Below are 15,564 nucleotides of genomic sequence, written 5' to 3' on the forward strand. Positions count from 1 at the left end.
TCGGCCGCTTTGGTATGGTTTTGGCGCCGATCTTGCAATAGCTCTCGTGGGCTCTCGTGGAGGGGCATTATGGAGCGCATGAGCCGCGGCGGGCCTATTGCGATCACCTTGAGGTGACGGCTAAACAGGATCGGGCTAAGGATCCCCGGGGAACAGGATGACGGATCAGGCGATTTTGGTCACCGGGGCCGCCGGCTTTATCGGCTTTCACGTCGCCCGGCAGCTCCTGGGCGAAGGCCGCACCGTCGTCGGGCTCGACAATCTCAACAGCTATTACGATCCAGCACTGAAGCGGGCGCGCCTGGCGCTGTTGCAGAGCGACCCCCGCTTCTCCTTCGTCGAGGCCGATCTTGCCGACCGCGAGACGATGGCGGCGCTGTTTGCGCAACATCGTTTTACGGAGGTCGTGCATCTCGCGGCGCAGGCCGGCGTGCGCTACTCGATCGAGCAGCCGCACGCCTACGCCGATTCCAATCTGGTGGGCTTTCTCAACGTCCTCGAGGGTTGCCGCAACAGCGGTTGTCGTCATCTCGTCTACGCCTCGTCATCCTCCGTTTACGGCGCCAACACAAAATTGCCATTTGCGGTTGCGGACCGCACCGACCATCCCGTGAGCTTCTACGCCGCGACCAAGAAGGCGAACGAGGTGATGGCGCAGTCCTACAGCCATCTCTATCGCCTGCCGGTCACGGGACTGCGCTTCTTTACCATTTACGGGCCATGGGGACGGCCCGACATGGCCATGTTTCTGTTCGTAAACGCCATCATGGCGGGCAAGCCGATCCGGCTGTTTAACCATGGCCGAATGCGTCGCGACTTCACCTATGTTGATGATGTCACACGTGTAGTATCCAAGCTGATCAATCTTGTGCCTGCGGACGATCCGGCTGCCGCAAATGCGCCGTTTAAGCTCTACAATGTCGGCAATCACCATCCGGAGGAACTGATGCACGTCGTCGGGCTTCTGGAGCGGGAGCTGGGCCGGACGGCGATCAAAGAATTGCTGCCGATGCAGCCGGGAGATGTGCTGGAAACGTTCGCGGATGTCGAGGACCTGATGCGCGACACCGGCTTTGCACCGTCAACGCCGATCGAGCATGGGGTCCATAATTTTGTCACCTGGTATCGGGACTACTTCAAGGTTTGAGATGACGATGGACAAACGCATTATCCCCCTGATCATGTGCGGCGGCGCCGGCACGCGGCTGTGGCCGGCTTCGCGCGAGGTGCGGCCAAAACAGTTTCTGCCGCTGTTCGGCACGCGCTCGACCTTCCAGGACACGCTGCTGCGCGTTTCCGATCCCTCCCTGTTCGACCGGCCGATCGTCATCACCAATGCGTCCTATCGCTTCATGGTGCTGGAGCAGCTCGCCGAGATCGGCATCGAGGCCGACGTGATCCTCGAGCCGATGCGTCGCGATTCCGGACCTGCGATCGCGGCCGGCGCGGTGTTCGCGCAGAACCGCGCCAGTGAAGCCATCGTGCTTGCGCTCGCCGCCGACCACGTCGTGCAGGACAATTCCGCTTTCGTTGCCGCCTGCCGCGAGGGCCGTAACGCCGCGAGCACCGGGCGCATCGTCACCTTCGGCGTCAAGCCGGAGCGGCCGGCGACCGAATACGGCTACATCAACCCGGGCGAGGTGATCTCCGGTGAGGTGCATGCGGTCGCGCGCTTCGTCGAGAAGCCGGACGCGGTGAAGGCATCCGACTACGTCAATTCGGGCTATCTCTGGAATAGCGGCAATTTCATGTTCCCGGCGAGCGTGCTGCTCGACGAATATCGCAGGGTCGATGCAGGAAGCGTCGAGGCCGTCACCAACGCGGTCAACAATGCCGGCCGCGATCTCGGCTTCGTCACGCTGGAGCCCGAGGCGTTCGGCGCGGCCAAGGCGATCTCGATCGACTATGCCGTGATGGAGAAGACTTCGCGCGCCGCGGTCGTGCCGGTGTCGTGCGGCTGGTCCGACGTCGGCTCCTGGCACGCGGTGTGGGAGCTCTCCGACAAGGACGCACAAGGTAATGCGTCGCACGGCGCTGCGGTGTTCGAGGATTCCCGCAACTGCAACGTCACCACCGATTCCGCGCTGGTCGCGCTCGAAGGCGTCGACGATCTCGTCGTGGTCGCGACTGCTGATGCGGTTCTGGTCTCGCGCCAGAAGGATGCCAACGGCCTGAAACGTCTCGTCACGAAGCTGAAGTCGGTCGCGCCGAAGGTCACCGAGGAGCATCTCAAGGTGCACCGGCCCTGGGGCAGCTATCAGTCGGTCGACAATGGCGAGCGCCACCAGGTCAAGCGCATCGTGGTGAAGCCAGGCGGGCGACTATCGCTGCAGAAGCACCATCATCGCGCCGAGCACTGGATCGTGGTCCGCGGCGCCGCCCGCGTCACCGTCAACGAGGCCGTGAAGACGGTGCACGAGAACGAGTCGATCTACATCCCGATGGGCGCCGTGCACCGGATGGAGAACCCCGGTAAAATCATGCTGGAACTGATCGAGGTCCAGACTGGAAGCTATCTCGGGGAAGACGACATCATTCGGATTGAAGACGACTATCAAAGGTCGTAACCAGCAAACTCCGAATCACGAGACCCGGGCCAAAGAGCGATATTTTTCGGCTTAAGGCCCGGGGAACGTGTAACTTTTTGAATCAAATCGTGTCCGGGCCGCCAAGGCGGCATTCGCCACAAATGTGGCGTCCGTGCTAGAAGCGCGCCGGGGATTTGCGTGAATCGGGGTTTGCTCAAATGAGTTCCAAAGGATCTGCACCGGCAAAGGCCGGCTTGCGCGTCGGCGTCATTGGCGCCGGCGTGATGGGCAGCAACCATGCGCGCGTGCTTGCGGGTCTTCCCGGCGTCAGCCTCGTCGGCGTCGTCGATCCTTCGCCGGCACATCGCACACGCGCGACGGAACTTGCCAATTGCGCGAGTTTCGAGACGCTCGACCAGCTCTTCGCCGAAGGCATCGACGCCGTCACCATCGCAGCTCCCACCCACCTGCATCACGAGGTCGCGCTCGCCTGCATCGCCAAGAACATTCATGTTCTGGTCGAGAAGCCGATCGCATCCACGGTGGAGGAGGGCCGCGAGATCGTCGCTGCCGCGCAAAAGGCCGGCGTCACGCTGATGGTCGGCCATGTCGAGCGCTTCAATCCGGCGGTTGCCGCCGTCAAGCAGGCGATCGCTGGCGAAGACATTCTTTCCATCGCGATCACGCGCGTCGGCCCGTTTCCGCCGCGCATGTCCAATGTCGGCGTCGTCATCGACCTCGCCGTGCACGACATCGACCTGATCCGCTGGTTCACCGAATCCGACATCGTCGAGGTGCAGCCGCAATTGTCGAGCGCCGTCGCCGAGCGCGAGGACATCGCGCTCCTGCAGTTCCGCACCGAGAGCGGCGTGCTCGCTCACATCAACACCAACTGGCTGACGCCGTTCAAGGCGCGCAGCGTCACGGTCGCGACCCGCGGCAAATACGTGATGGGCGATCTGCTCACGCGCCAGGTCACCGAGTGCTTCGGCTTCAAGCCTGACGGCAGCTATTCGATGCGGCATCTGCCGGTCGGACATGACGAGCCGCTCCGCGCCGAGCTGATCGCGTTCCTCAAGGCGGTGCGCAACGGCGAGACGCCGGCGGTCACCGGCGACGAAGGCGTCGCCAGCCTCGAGATCGCGACGCAGTGCCTGGAGACGCCGTCGCGGCCCGCGGCCAAATCGCCCGCCCTCAAGGGCCCGCGCCGCGTCGCCGGCTGAACCCGTCATCCATGTCGACCATTCAAGAAGGCGCCAAGAGCCAGGTCATGAACCAGCATCTGCGTTCCGAACCCATTCCCTTCATCGACGTCGGCTCGCAGCGCCGCCGGCTCGGCGCTTCGCTGGATGCCGCGGTCAAGCGCGTTCTCGACCATTGCCAGTTCGTCAATGGCCCTGAAGTCGCCGAGCTCGAGAAGCAGCTCGCGGCCTACAGTGGTGCCAAGCATGTCATCGGCTGCGCCAGCGGCACCGACGCGCTTCTGATGGTGCTGATGGCAAAGAACGTCGGGCCCGGCGATGCCGTGCTGTGTCCGTCCTTCACCTTCATCGCGACCGCGTCGCCGGCCGCACGGATGGGCGCGACCCCTGTCTACGTCGATGTCGACGAGACGACCTTCAACATGAGCCCTGAGTCCCTGAAGCGCGGCATCGCGACCGCTCGCAAGGCGGGCCTGAGGCCGGTTGCGGTCATTCCGGTCGATCTGTTCGGTCAGCCCGCCGATCACGATGCGATCGCCGAGATCGCCAGGGCCGAAGGCCTGTTCGTGATCGACGACGCCGCGCAAGGGTTCGGTGCAAGCTATAAGGGCCGCAAGCTCGGCACCTTCGGGCTCGCCACCACGACCAGCTTCTTCCCGGCAAAGCCGCTCGGCTGCTTCGGCGACGGCGGCGCGATCTTCACCGATGACGACGAGCTCGCGGCCACCTTGCGCAGCATCCGCGTGCACGGGCAGGGCGTCGACAAATACGACAACGTCCGCCTCGGCCTGACCGGCCGGCTCGACACCATGCAGGCTGCGATCCTGATCGAGAAGCTGAAGATCTTCGACGACGAGATCGCAGCCCGCAACAAGGTCGCGGAGCGCTACGCGCGTGGGCTGTCCAACGTGGTCACCGTGCCGCGTCTCAGCCCGGGCAATACCTCGGTCTGGGCGCAATACACCATCCGCCTGCCTGAGGGCACCGACCGCGACGGCTTCGCTGCCGCGCTAAAAGCCCAGGGCGTGCCGACCGCGATCTATTACGGCAAGTCGATGCATCAGCAGACCGCCTACAAGCAATATCCGGTGGCCGGGGGCGGCCTGCCCGGTTGCGAAAGCCTGTCGCAGGATGTCATCAGCCTGCCGATGCACGCCTATTTGACCGAAGCCGACCAGGAGCGGATCATCGCCGCCGTCCGCGGCGCGCTGGGGGGGTGATCTTGCGCTTTTCTTCCCTCTCCCCTTGTGGGAGAGGGTGGCTCGTCGCGAAGCGGCGAGACGGGTGAGGGGTCTCTCTCCGCACTGAATGCAAGGAGAGAAACCCCTCACCCGATTGAGTTTATATCTACTTGCGGCGCTGCCCTCTCCCACAAGGGGAGAGGGCACAGCAATGCGCATCGCAGGCCGAGCGGCCGTCTTTTTTCATCACGTCAAACTTCAAAGCCTTATCGTTAGACTGATTAGTCTCTAGAACAGTCCACATGCTCGGACGCATCTTCACGGTCGGTGGTTACACGCTGCTCTCGCGGCTGACGGGGTTTGCCCGCGACATCATGCTCGCGGCGATCCTCGGTGCCGGCCCCGTGGCCGATGCCTTTTTCGTGGCGCTGCGGCTGCCCAATCATTTCCGCGCGATCTTCGCCGAGGGCGCCTTCAACGCCGCCTGGGTGCCGGCCTATGCGCATGTCCATGGCGAGAAGGGGGGGGGGGCGGCAAAGCTGTTCGCCGACCGCATCTTCACGCTGCTGTTGGCCTCGCAGGTGGTGTTGCTCATCGTCGCCTGGCTGTTCATGCCGCAGGCCATGCGCATCCTGGCGCCGGGCTTCAGTGACGATGCCGAGCAGCGCAAGCTCGCGATCGAGCTGACCCGGATCACCTTTCCCTATCTGCTGCTGATCACGCTGGTGACGCTCTATGGCGGCATGCTCAACGTGATGCAGCGCTTTGCCAGCGCCGCGGCCGCCTCGATCTTCCTGAACGTTTCGATGATGATGACGCTGGCGGTCGCCGTCTGGTTTCCGAGCGCGGGCCATGCGGCTGCCTGGGGCGTCCTGATCTCCGGTTTCCTGCAATATTTCCTGCTGGCCGGCGATCTCGCCCGCCATGGCGGCCTGCCGCGCTTTGCGCCGCTGAAGCTCGACGAAGACGTCCGCGGTTTCTTCAAGGCACTCGGGCCTGCGACGCTGGGATCGATGGGCACGCAGGTGGCGCTGTTCGCCGATACCATCATCGCGACCTTCCTGCCTGCCGGCGCGCTGTCGGCGCTTTATTATGCCGACCGGCTCAACCAGCTCCCGATCGGCGTGATCGGCATCGCCATCGGCACCGTGCTGCTGCCGGAGATGTCGCGCCGGATCACGGCCAACGACCATGACGGCGCGATGAAGGCGCAGCGCCGCGCCTTCGACTTCACGCTGCTGTTCTCAATCCCGTTCGTCGCGGCCTTCCTCACCGTGCCGGACGAGATCATGCGCGCGCTGTTCGCGCGCGGCGCGTTCTCCAAGGCCGACGCTGTCGCCGCGGGCGGCACGCTCGCGGCCTACGCCATCGGCCTGATCCCCTTCGTGCTGATCCGCAGCGCGGTTGCGACCTTCTATGCGCGCAAGGACACCGCAACGCCGGTTCGCGCGTCGCTGACCGGCATTGCGGTCAATGTCGCGCTGAAGGTCGCCTTGATGGGATCGCTGGCCCAGGTCGGCCTTGCGCTCGCAACCGCCGTCGGTGTCTGGACCAATCTGTTGCTGGTGCTGTTCTTCGCCGTGCGGCGCGGCTTTCTCGTGCTGGACCGCGCCTGGCTGATGTCGCTGGCCAAATTCCTGCTGACCGGCTTGATCCTCGCCGCAGCGTTCTGGCTGATCGCGCACTTCAGCGCTTCAGCTCTCGCCTCGATGCGCTTCCACGACGAGTTGACGCTGGTTCTGCTCGCGATCGGGGGTACAATCGTCTACGCGCTTGCGATCCTCATCCTGTTCGGCCGCAGCTGGCTGGTTTCGCTGGTGCGCGGCTAGGCGCGTGCCGAAAGCCAACACGCCTACCCCGCCTTCACCGCGCCGAAGAATCGCTTTGAACGCGGACAACGCCGTGAGCGGATGGACCGTTTGTTGGGCCTCGGAGGCACCAGGGGTCTACAGCGCGTCATGCCCGCCGGGCGGCCTTCATGCGGTTCGCCAATCGTGATACGATCTCGACATTCAGGTGCCGTCCTCAGGCAGCAACGCGATGAGGCAGTGACCATGTCATTTCGCTCTTCCTGGTCCACATCTCGGATCGACCAGTTCGCCACCGGCAATGCCGACCTGCTGATCCTGATCGGCCGCATCCTGCTTGCATGGGTGTTTGTTGGAAGCGCGTATGGAGCACTTGGCAACTTCAGTGGCTCAGTGGGCTATTTTCGGTCGCTCAACCTTCCAGTGCCGCAGCTGTTCACGACGACCACCGTCATCCTGGAAATACTGATATCGGTTGGTTTGATACTCGGCGTTGGTACGCGCTACTGCGCAATTTTGATGTTTCTATTTGTATTGTCGGCTACTGCAATCGCACATCGTTACTGGGAATATCCCGCCGGTCCGCAACAGTTCGGGCAGTACAACAATTTCCTGAAGAACATCTCGATATCAGGAGGCGCTCTGTTGATCCTGGTCACCGGAGGGGGCCGGTTCTCCCTCGATCGGAGGCTGGCAGGCTAGCAGCGTTGTTCGTTTCAGCCGCTTCTTCGGCCTGATAGCCGATAACTTGATTCGAGTGAGCATCGTCGGCCCCGGCAGAGTTGCGACAGGTTGCAGCCGCACGATGTGCCGTTTGGTCCGTTCGTCTGACGCCATCAACGCGACGCGCAGCTCTGCCAGCTCGGCAGCTGCCAAGCCGTGCCTTTGCGGCCGTTTACTGCGTCACTTCGCCTTGTGCCTGAAAGCAACCTCGAGCAGATGGCTGACGAGATTCGAGAGCGGCTTCAGGCGCTCGCTTATTATCCTGAAGGAAAGCATCAGCCACGTCGCGAGCGCGGCACACCACAACAAGGTTTCCAATGTTTCGGGCATGAGGACACCCATGAAAGCGATTACTGGAAATCCGAGCAGTGTTGCCGATCTGAACCCACGCGACAAGTCCTCCTAAAAGTGGCAACATGCTGAAACACTCGGAAGAACCGTAGCTCGCCATGACAATCGCCTCAGCACGGCGTCTGAGTGTACGCCGGGAAGCTGGACCATTTTGCTGCTGGTGCTCTTCTTTGCCGCGCGGCGCGGCTTTCTCGTGCTGGACCGTGCCTGGCTGATGTCGCTCGGCAAATTCCTGCTGACCGTGATCATAGCCGCAGCGTTCTGGCTATCGCGCGCTTCGGCGGTTCAGCTTTCGCCTCGATGCATTTCCATGACGAGTTGACGCTCGTCCTGCTCGCCGTCCGCGGCACGATTGTCCATGCTCTCGCGATCTCATCCTGTTCGGCCGCAGCTGGCTTGTCTCGCTCGTGCGCGGCTAGGCAAGCAGGTGCTCGCCCCCAGGATGCAGCGGACATCGGCACATCTCTTGATTTTGCGCGTTTGGCGTGCTACACGCGCTGCATGATTAAATGCTCGCGCACCGTCAACCGCAACCACATGACCCGCTTCGGCTGGGCCGTGGAAGGAGTCGTGCGCTAGGAATTCGACGACGACATCTTTTCCACCAGGCCCCGCCGGCATCGGACGGGGCCTTTTGTTTGGCCACGCTCCCTGCCGGCTCAACAGCAGGAGCGTCCGATGCCACCCCAACAGACGAACATCTCACCCGAAATTGAGGTCGATGCCGCAAGGCGTGGCCTCGACCTTTCCATCGTCCTGAGCCTGCTCAGGCGCTACTGGCGTGCATTTCAGGAGTGGCGGCCGCGCGCAGGGGTCACCTTGCAGGACCTCAGTGACAGGGAGCTGATGGACATCGGTCTGACGCGCGGCGATATCGATTGCATCGCGCCTGAGCGCGCCATCGAGAGATTGAGAGACAGCACGAGGACTCTGTGGGGCCGCGGTGGGATGTGACGGACACAATTCCTGCCGTTCTTCACTGCGACAAGGAGAGGAGGCGAACATGATATCGCATGCTGCGGGTGCTCAGGCGGACGTGGAAATCCGGCGATTGAATGTCGATGATCTCGATCTTTTTCGCGACATTCGCGCGGAGGCGCTTCAGATGCACCCTCAAACGTTTGGGTCTCCTGAAGAGGACGAGGGCGGGGAGCCGATGATGGCGGCTTATCGCCGTTGGCTGGATGGAATGATCCTCGGCGCATTTCGATGCGGGAGCTTGATGGGCGTCGCGGGCTTCTATGTATCGCCAGATCGGCGATCGCAGCACAGGGGCAACATCTTCACGGTTTACGTGAGGGAGGAGGGCCGAGGTAAAGGGGTCGGAGATCGGCTCATCAAGGAGCTTCTTGCCCATGCCGAGGCACGCGGCGAGCAGGTGCATCTCGCCGTCCTGCTCGAATCGACCGCTGCAATCAAAATCAACACCTACAAGCGTAACGGCTTTGAAATCTACGGTACCGATCCCGCTGCCGTCCGCATAGGAGAGGCCACCTACGACAAGTACTTTATGGTCAGGAAATTCAGCCGCTAAGGTCGTCCCGCACGGCTGTCCGGCCTGGTCGCGCCAGAACCGTCGGGGGTGGCTTCGAATCATCGGCCTCAATGGGGGAACGGCCCGCCTAAACCCGTTTGCCTTGCCAGTTTTTCCACGGCAATATGCCGGCAAAACAACCATGAGAACGGGAAGATAAAATGGCGGCTCCCATCAAGTTCGGCGTTGGCCAAAGCGTGCTGCGCAAGGAGGATGACGCGCTCATCCGCGGCAAGGGCCGCTATACCGACGATTACGCGCCGCAGGCTGCGCTGCGCTGCCTGATGCTGCGCTCGCCGCACGCGCATGCCAAATACACCATCGATGTGAGCCGCGCCCGCGGGCTGCCCGGCGTCGCGCTGATCCTGACCGCCGACGACGTCAAGGATCTCGGCAATCTGCCCTGCCTGTTCAACCTCGAGACCGATCCGTTCACCGGCCCGCCATACCCGATCCTGGCCAAGGACGAGGTACGCCATGTCGGCGATGCCGTCGCCTTCGTCGTCGCCGAGACCATCGACCAGGCGCGCGACGCGATCGAGGCGATCGACGTCAAATGGTCGCCCCTGCCGGCGGTGACCGGCGTCGTCAATGCCGTGAAGAAGGGCGCGCCGCAGGTCTGGCCCGACAAGGCCGGCAACGTGCTGTTCGACGTCTCGATCGGCGACAAGGCCGCGACGGAAGCTGCCTTTGCCAAGGCGCATGCAGTCGCCGAAATCTCGATCGTCAACCCGCGTGTGGTCGCGAGCTTCCTGGAGACGCGTGCGGCGGTCTGCGAGTACGATTCCAAGCGCGACCATCTGACGCTGACGGTCGGCAGCCAGGGCAGCCACCGCCTGCGCGACATCCTGTGCCAGAACGTGCTCAACATCCCGACTGACAAGATGCGGGTGATCTGCCCCGACGTCGGCGGCGGCTTCGGCACGAAGCTGTTTCCGTACCGGGAATACGCCCTGATGGCGGTTGCCGCGCGCAAGCTGAAGAAGGCGGTGAAGTGGGCGGCCGACCGCTCCGAGCATTTCCTGGGCGATGCGCAGGGCCGCGACAACGTCACCACCGCGAAGATGGCGCTGGCCGAGGACGGCAAATTCCTCGCGATGGACTGCGACCTGATGGGTGACATGGGCGCGTATCTGTCGACCTTCGGCCCCTACATCCCGCATGGCGGCGCCGGCATGCTGCCGGGCCTCTACGACATCCAGGCCTTCCACTGCCGGGTGCGCACCATCTTCACGCACAGCGTGCCGGTCGATGCCTATCGCGGCGCCGGGCGGCCTGAAGCTGCCTATGTCATCGAGCGCCTCGTGGACGCCTGCGCACGAAAACTCGACACGACGCCGGACGCGATCCGCCGCAAGAACTTCATCCCGCCGAAGGCGCTGCCGTACAAGACGGCCACGGGCAAGGTCTATGATTCCGGCGATTTCGCCGCGCATCTCAAGCGCGCGATGGAGATCGGGGAATGGAAGGAGTTTGCAAAGCGCGCCAAGGCGGCCAAGAAGGAGGGCCTGATCCGCGGCATCGGCCTTGCGAGCTATGTCGAGATTTGCGGCGTGATGGGTGAGGAGACGGCCAATGTCCGCCTCGATCCGAGTGGCGACGTCACCGTGCTGATCGGCACGCAATCGAGCGGGCAGGGCCATCAGACCGCCTACGCGCAGATCGTCGCCGAGCAATTCGGCCTGCCGCCGGAGCGCGTGCATATCCGCCAGGGCGACACCGAGGAGATCGCGACCGGCCTCGGCACCGGCGGCTCGGCCTCGATTCCCACCGGCGGCGTCTGCGTGCAGCGTGCTGCGGGCGATCTCGGCAAGAAGCTGAAGGAGTTCGCCGCGCAAGCGCTGGAAGCGAGCGCGGGCGACCTCGAGATCACCGACGGCATGATCCGGATCGCCGGCACCGACCGCTCGATCTCCTTTGCCGACCTCGCCAAGCGACCCGGCGCCGACCCGTCGAAGCTGAACGGCAGCGCGACCTTCGCCAGTGCCGACGGCACCTATCCCAACGGCACGCATCTGGCGGAGGTCGAGATCGATCCGGCCACCGGCATCATCAAGATCGTCAACTACGTGATCGTCGATGATTTCGGCAAGACGCTCAATCCGCTGCTTTTGGCCGGCCAGGTGCATGGCGGCGCCATGCAGGGCATCGGCCAGGCGCTGATGGAGCAGGTGGTCTATGGCGCGGGCGACGGCCAGCTCATTACCGCGACCTTCATGGACTACGCGCTGCCGCGCGCAGCGGACGGGCCGGCCTTCGTGTTCGAGACTGCCAACGTTCCCTGCAAGACCAATCCGCTGGGGGTGAAGGGCGCGGGCGAGGCCGGCGCGATCGGCTCCTGTCCGGCCGTCGTTAATGCCATCGTCGATGCGCTCTGGCGCGAATACAAGATCGACCATATCGACATGCCGGCAACGCCTGAGCGGGTTTGGATCGCCATCAACGAGCACCATCGCCGTCACAGCCTCTAGGCGGCGATTCTTCCGCGGCGGGAATAAACGCTCGCTGCGGGGTTTCTATCCTTGAATGGGCCCACCCTCACCTCTGCGAGCCGGAGACATTTTCAATGAAACGAACGATGATTGTCGCGGGGACCATCCTGCTGGGTGCGGGCGCCGTGATGGCGCAGCAGGAGATCGCCGTTCAGCAGGACAATCTGATGCGCGCGATCGCCAAGAACCAGTATGGCGTGATCCAGAAGATGACCAAGGGCGACATCCCCTTCGACAAGAAAGCTGCCGATCAGGCCATCGCCAGCATCGAGGCCGATGTTGCCAAGATCGCCAAGACCTTCGAGGTCAATCCCAAGCAGGATGTCGTCGACGCGACCTATGGCGCCTCGCAAAAGGTCTGGCAGAACAAGGCCGATTTCGACTCCAAGATCCCGCCGGTGCAGAAGGCGATCGCCGATGTCAAGGGCAAGATCAAGGATGTCGCCAGCCTGAAGGCGGCCTATACCGCAATCAATGACCGCTGCAGCGATTGCCACGAGACGTATCGGGTCAAGCTGAAGTAGCGAGGCGCAATTCTCGCTCCATCCGGGCTACGGCGCCGATAAGGAATCGAAAAGGCGGTTGCGAAAGCAGCCGCTTTTTTGCGCCGGCGCGAAGCGCGGCAGGAATTTATGTCCGCAAGGCCTGACGGATCGCTGTGAGAGCAGCTATCTTGGCTGCAGTCGCCGCGGAATTGACGTGAGCTGTTGGAAATTGGCGCATCTCGCTCCCGACGGCCTCATCAGGAGTTCCATGGCGCGGCTTCAAGCAGAACAGCGAGACAGGCCATGGCAAAACCGTTTCCGTCGAAGACCCACATCGGCAACCATATGCTGCATCCCGAAACCTTGATGCTGACCTATGGCTATGATCCGCAATTGTCGGAAGGCGCCATCAAGCCGCCGGTCTTCCTGACCTCCACCTTCGTGTTCAGGACCGCCGATGACGGGCAGGACTTTTTCGATTTCGTCGCCGGCCGGCGCGAGCCGCCGGAAGGCATGGGCGCGGGCTTGGTCTATTCGCGCTTCAATCATCCCAACAGCGAGATCGTCGAGGACAGGCTCTCGATCTACGAGCGCACCGAGAGCTGCGCGCTGTTCTCGTCCGGCATGGCGGCGATCGCCACCACGATCCTGGCTTTCGTTCGCCCGGGCGACGTCATCCTGCACTCCCAGCCGCTCTATGGCGGGACGGAAACGCTGCTGACGAACACGCTGGCCCGCCTGTCGATCGGCGCCGTCGGCTTCGCCGATGGCATCGACGAAGCCGCGGTCAAGCAGGCCTCGGAGGAGGCCATGGGCAAGGGCCGCGTTTCGATGATCCTGATCGAAACCCCGGCCAATCCGACCAACGGCCTGGTCGATGTCGCCATGATCCGCCGCATGGCCGATTCCATCGGAAAGGCCCAGGGACACACGCCGATCATCGCCTGCGACAACACGCTGCTCGGCCCGGTGTTTCAGCGGCCGATCGAGCACGGCGCCGACATTTCCCTATACTCGCTCACGAAATATGTCGGCGGTCATTCGGACCTGATCGCGGGCGCCGCGCTCGGCTCGAAGGCGCTGATGAAAGGCATCAAGGCGCTCCGGGGCGCCATCGGGACCCAGCTCGATCCGCATTCCTGCTGGATGATCAATCGCTCGCTCGAGACGCTGAGCCTGCGCATGGAAAAAGCCGATGCCAATGCGCGCCTCGTGGCGGATTATTTGCGCGACCACCCCAAGGTCGCCAAGGTCCACTACCTCGGTCATCACGAGGAGGACTCGCCGGCCGGGCGTGTGTTCGCGCGGCAATGCCTGGGGGCGGGATCCACCTTCTCGTTCGACATCGTCGGCGGCAAGGATGCTGCGGTCAAATTCCTCAACGCGCTGCAGATCCTCAAGCTGGCGGTGAGTCTCGGCGGCACGGAGTCGCTCGCGAGCCTGCCCGCGACCATGACCCATTCCGGCGTTCCCGCCGACATCCGCCGGAAAATCGGGGTGCTCGATTCCACGATCCGGCTGTCCATCGGCATCGAGAATCCCTCCGACCTGATTGCCGACCTCACGCAGGCGCTGAACGCGGCTTAAAGCATGATCCGGAAAAGTGCGCAGCGGTTTTCCGAAAAGATCATGCTTGAACAACAACCTAGAGCGCGATGACGATTCATCCTGATCGCATCGCGCTTTAAGCGCGGCCGGAATCGAAAAGGCCGGACGCCCCTCCTGCGCCCGGCCTTCACGCAACGAAGCAGCGTCGCGGCTTACTTCGTCACCTGACCGCGGATCTCGCCGCCCGGGTTGGCCGCGGTGTGGATGTTGACGTAGAGCTTGCCGCCGAGCAGATCGGCAGCCTGCGCGTCGGTCAGCGTCGCTTCGCCCTTCACGGGGCTGGCGGTCGCATTCGGGATCGCGAGCGCGACGCCGGCGTTCTTGCCGGCCTCCGCGGGGCCGTGGAAATGGGCGGCGGTAGCAGGGCCGGACAGCCCGGAATAGGTGACCGTCCACGAAAGCTTCTTGCTGGCGGCATCATAGTCCAGATCGGCGGTTCCGGTGGCGCTGCTGGTCGTTGCCGGCACCTCGGACTTGCCGTCGAGCGTTGCTTTCAGCTTTTCGGCGCTGGCCGGAGCTGCAAAAGCAACGGCACCGAGTGCTAAGGCGGCAATGACGGTCTTGTTCATGACATTCTCCCTGCTGAACCCGTTCGGGCTGCCAAACTTTCAACAGCCGGCATTTCAGTTTATTCCCGTTTCCGGCCAAGGCGGGCTAAATTCTTCGTGGCTGGAGCCGCGGCGACATTGGTCTTAGGTTCGCCGTGTCGAGTGAATGGATACCCATGTTGCAACGAACAATTCTCGGGGGGCTGCTCGCCGCGGTCGCCGCCGGCGTCGTCTATTGGTGGCTCAGCGCGCCGGTGGTGGCGGCTGTGGGCAACGCGCCGGCGCATGTGGCAAACCTCGCCAACGGCGAGGCCATGTTCAACGCCGGGGGCTGCGCCTCTTGCCACGCCACGCCCGACCAGCCCGACCGTGTCAGGCTCGGTGGCGGCCTCGCGATCAAGTCGCCGTTCGGAACGTTCTACGCGCCGAACATCTCCCCCGATCCGAACGACGGCATCGGCAAATGGACCGACGCCGACTTCGTCAACGCGGTGATGCACGGGGTTTCGCCAGGCGGGCAGCATTATTTTCCCGCCTTCCCCTATACGTCCTATCAGCACGCAAGGCGCGAGGACGTGCTCGATCTCTTCGCCTATCTGAAGACGCTGCCGCCCGTTGCAGGCAAAGTGCGAGACCACGACGTCGGCTTTCCGTTCAACATCCGCCGCAACATCGGCGTCTGGAAATTCCTGTTTCTGCACGACAAGCCTTTTGTCGCCGACGGCACCAAGTCGCCGCAATGGAGTCGCGGCGCCTATCTCGTCAATAGTTTTGGCCATTGCGCCGAATGCCACAGCCCGCGCAACGCGCTCGGCGGCATCATCCGGGGCCAGCGCTTTGCCGGCGGGCCCAATCCGGAAGGCGAGGGCTGGGTGCCGAATATCACGCAGAAGCGCCTCGGCGAGTGGAGCGCGAAGGATCTTGCCTACTTCCTCAAGACCGGGGAATTGCCCGACGGCGACAGCGCCGGCGGCGCGATGAAGCGTGTGATCAAGAACACCTCGCAATTGTCCGAGGCGGATATTGCGGCGATGGCGGACTATCTCAAATCGCTGCCGCCGGTCGACGGTCCGCCGCGGCCCAAGCGCAAGGAAGCTGGTTAGC

General features: G+C 63.3%; 15 protein-coding genes. 13 read left to right on the forward strand and 2 right to left on the reverse strand.

What is annotated here, in order from left to right; translation table 11 throughout:
• Positions 1 to 157 precede the first annotated feature (157 nt).
• From CIT37_RS14275 to CIT37_RS14300, 6 genes are all read left to right on the forward strand, one after another.
• Positions 158 to 1,147, forward strand: coding sequence for an NAD-dependent epimerase (locus CIT37_RS14275; protein WP_038949051.1), 990 nt, complete (start codon positions 158 to 160; stop codon positions 1,145 to 1,147).
• 7 nt (positions 1,148 to 1,154) lie between these two features.
• Positions 1,155 to 2,567, forward strand: a complete 1,413-nt coding sequence (locus CIT37_RS14280) for a mannose-1-phosphate guanylyltransferase/mannose-6-phosphate isomerase (protein ID WP_028143321.1) — start codon at positions 1,155 to 1,157, stop codon at positions 2,565 to 2,567.
• Between the two features lie 179 nt (positions 2,568 to 2,746).
• Positions 2,747 to 3,751, forward strand: coding sequence for a Gfo/Idh/MocA family protein (locus CIT37_RS14285; protein WP_038949052.1), 1,005 nt, complete (start codon positions 2,747 to 2,749; stop codon positions 3,749 to 3,751).
• A gap of 11 nt (positions 3,752 to 3,762) precedes the next feature.
• Entirely contained in the window at positions 3,763 to 4,950 is a 1,188-nt protein-coding gene (locus tag CIT37_RS14290) for a DegT/DnrJ/EryC1/StrS family aminotransferase (protein WP_028143319.1), read from the forward strand.
• A gap of 263 nt (positions 4,951 to 5,213) precedes the next feature.
• Positions 5,214 to 6,740: a murein biosynthesis integral membrane protein MurJ gene (gene murJ / locus CIT37_RS14295; protein WP_095425605.1), complete on the forward strand. Its 1,527-nt coding sequence runs from the start codon at positions 5,214 to 5,216 to the stop codon at positions 6,738 to 6,740.
• 225 nt (positions 6,741 to 6,965) lie between these two features.
• A complete protein-coding gene (locus CIT37_RS14300) occupies positions 6,966 to 7,421 on the forward strand; it encodes a DoxX family protein (protein WP_049801770.1) in 456 nt (151 codons plus the stop codon).
• A 201-nt stretch (positions 7,422 to 7,622) separates the two neighbouring features.
• Here the strand turns inward: CIT37_RS14300 and CIT37_RS14305 are convergent, their stop codons facing one another.
• Positions 7,623 to 7,772 (reverse strand): hypothetical protein, encoded by a 150-nt coding sequence (locus tag CIT37_RS14305; protein WP_162130954.1) that lies wholly within the window; start codon positions 7,770 to 7,772, stop codon positions 7,623 to 7,625.
• A gap of 172 nt (positions 7,773 to 7,944) precedes the next feature.
• On the opposite strand from CIT37_RS14305, the gene CIT37_RS14310 reads away from it, so the two are divergent.
• The 6 genes from CIT37_RS14310 (at position 7,945) to CIT37_RS14335 (ending at position 13,891) form a co-directional block, all read left to right on the forward strand.
• A complete protein-coding gene (locus tag CIT37_RS14310) occupies positions 7,945 to 8,115 on the forward strand; it encodes a hypothetical protein (protein ID WP_240536405.1) in 171 nt (56 codons plus the stop codon).
• Positions 8,116 to 8,471: 356 nt separating this feature from the next.
• Positions 8,472 to 8,747, forward strand: a complete 276-nt coding sequence (locus tag CIT37_RS14315) for a DUF1127 domain-containing protein (RefSeq protein WP_091959018.1) — start codon at positions 8,472 to 8,474, stop codon at positions 8,745 to 8,747.
• A gap of 49 nt (positions 8,748 to 8,796) precedes the next feature.
• Positions 8,797 to 9,327 carry a GNAT family N-acetyltransferase gene (locus CIT37_RS14320; RefSeq protein ID WP_095425604.1) on the forward strand — a complete coding sequence of 177 codons (531 nt, stop codon included), beginning with the start codon at positions 8,797 to 8,799 and terminating at the stop codon, positions 9,325 to 9,327.
• A gap of 161 nt (positions 9,328 to 9,488) precedes the next feature.
• Positions 9,489 to 11,798, forward strand: a complete 2,310-nt coding sequence (locus tag CIT37_RS14325; RefSeq protein ID WP_028143314.1) for a xanthine dehydrogenase family protein molybdopterin-binding subunit — start codon at positions 9,489 to 9,491, stop codon at positions 11,796 to 11,798.
• 95 nt (positions 11,799 to 11,893) lie between these two features.
• On the forward strand, positions 11,894 to 12,343 hold the full coding sequence (locus CIT37_RS14330) for a cytochrome c (RefSeq protein WP_028143313.1): 450 nt from the start codon (positions 11,894 to 11,896) through the stop codon (positions 12,341 to 12,343).
• 264 nt (positions 12,344 to 12,607) lie between these two features.
• Positions 12,608 to 13,891 (forward strand): cystathionine gamma-synthase family protein, encoded by a 1,284-nt coding sequence (locus CIT37_RS14335; protein ID WP_095425603.1) that lies wholly within the window; start codon positions 12,608 to 12,610, stop codon positions 13,889 to 13,891.
• Positions 13,892 to 14,064: 173 nt separating this feature from the next.
• On the opposite strand, the gene CIT37_RS14340 is transcribed toward CIT37_RS14335, so the two are convergent.
• Positions 14,065 to 14,481 carry a CHRD domain-containing protein gene (locus tag CIT37_RS14340; RefSeq protein ID WP_038949057.1) on the reverse strand — a complete coding sequence of 139 codons (417 nt, stop codon included), beginning with the start codon at positions 14,479 to 14,481 and terminating at the stop codon, positions 14,065 to 14,067.
• A 155-nt stretch (positions 14,482 to 14,636) separates the two neighbouring features.
• Between CIT37_RS14340 and CIT37_RS14345 the strand changes: the two genes are divergently transcribed.
• The gene (locus CIT37_RS14345) at positions 14,637 to 15,563 is read left to right on the forward strand and encodes a cytochrome c (protein ID WP_038949058.1); all 927 of its coding nucleotides are present in this window, start codon (positions 14,637 to 14,639) and stop codon (positions 15,561 to 15,563) included.
• Position 15,564: the final 1 nt, after the last annotated feature.

Origin of the sequence: Bradyrhizobium ottawaense (assembly GCF_002278135.3) — a bacterium.
Lineage (GTDB): Bacteria > Pseudomonadota > Alphaproteobacteria > Rhizobiales > Xanthobacteraceae > Bradyrhizobium > Bradyrhizobium ottawaense.

Coding starts and splice junctions, on each gene's coding strand:
- CIT37_RS14275 (WP_038949051.1), top strand. CDS start 158: ATGACGGATCAGGCGATTTTGGTCACCGGGGCCGCCGGCTTTATCGGC.
- CIT37_RS14280 (WP_028143321.1), top strand. CDS start 1,155: ATGGACAAACGCATTATCCCCCTGATCATGTGCGGCGGCGCCGGCACG.
- CIT37_RS14285 (WP_038949052.1), top strand. CDS start 2,747: ATGAGTTCCAAAGGATCTGCACCGGCAAAGGCCGGCTTGCGCGTCGGC.
- CIT37_RS14290 (WP_028143319.1), top strand. CDS start 3,763: ATGTCGACCATTCAAGAAGGCGCCAAGAGCCAGGTCATGAACCAGCAT.
- murJ (WP_095425605.1), top strand. CDS start 5,214: ATGCTCGGACGCATCTTCACGGTCGGTGGTTACACGCTGCTCTCGCGG.
- CIT37_RS14300 (WP_049801770.1), top strand. CDS start 6,966: ATGTCATTTCGCTCTTCCTGGTCCACATCTCGGATCGACCAGTTCGCC.
- CIT37_RS14305 (WP_162130954.1), bottom strand. CDS start 7,772: ATGCCCGAAACATTGGAAACCTTGTTGTGGTGTGCCGCGCTCGCGACG.
- CIT37_RS14315 (WP_091959018.1), top strand. CDS start 8,472: ATGCCACCCCAACAGACGAACATCTCACCCGAAATTGAGGTCGATGCC.
- CIT37_RS14320 (WP_095425604.1), top strand. CDS start 8,797: ATGATATCGCATGCTGCGGGTGCTCAGGCGGACGTGGAAATCCGGCGA.
- CIT37_RS14325 (WP_028143314.1), top strand. CDS start 9,489: ATGGCGGCTCCCATCAAGTTCGGCGTTGGCCAAAGCGTGCTGCGCAAG.
- CIT37_RS14330 (WP_028143313.1), top strand. CDS start 11,894: ATGAAACGAACGATGATTGTCGCGGGGACCATCCTGCTGGGTGCGGGC.
- CIT37_RS14335 (WP_095425603.1), top strand. CDS start 12,608: ATGGCAAAACCGTTTCCGTCGAAGACCCACATCGGCAACCATATGCTG.
- CIT37_RS14340 (WP_038949057.1), bottom strand. CDS start 14,481: ATGAACAAGACCGTCATTGCCGCCTTAGCACTCGGTGCCGTTGCTTTT.
- CIT37_RS14345 (WP_038949058.1), top strand. CDS start 14,637: ATGTTGCAACGAACAATTCTCGGGGGGCTGCTCGCCGCGGTCGCCGCC.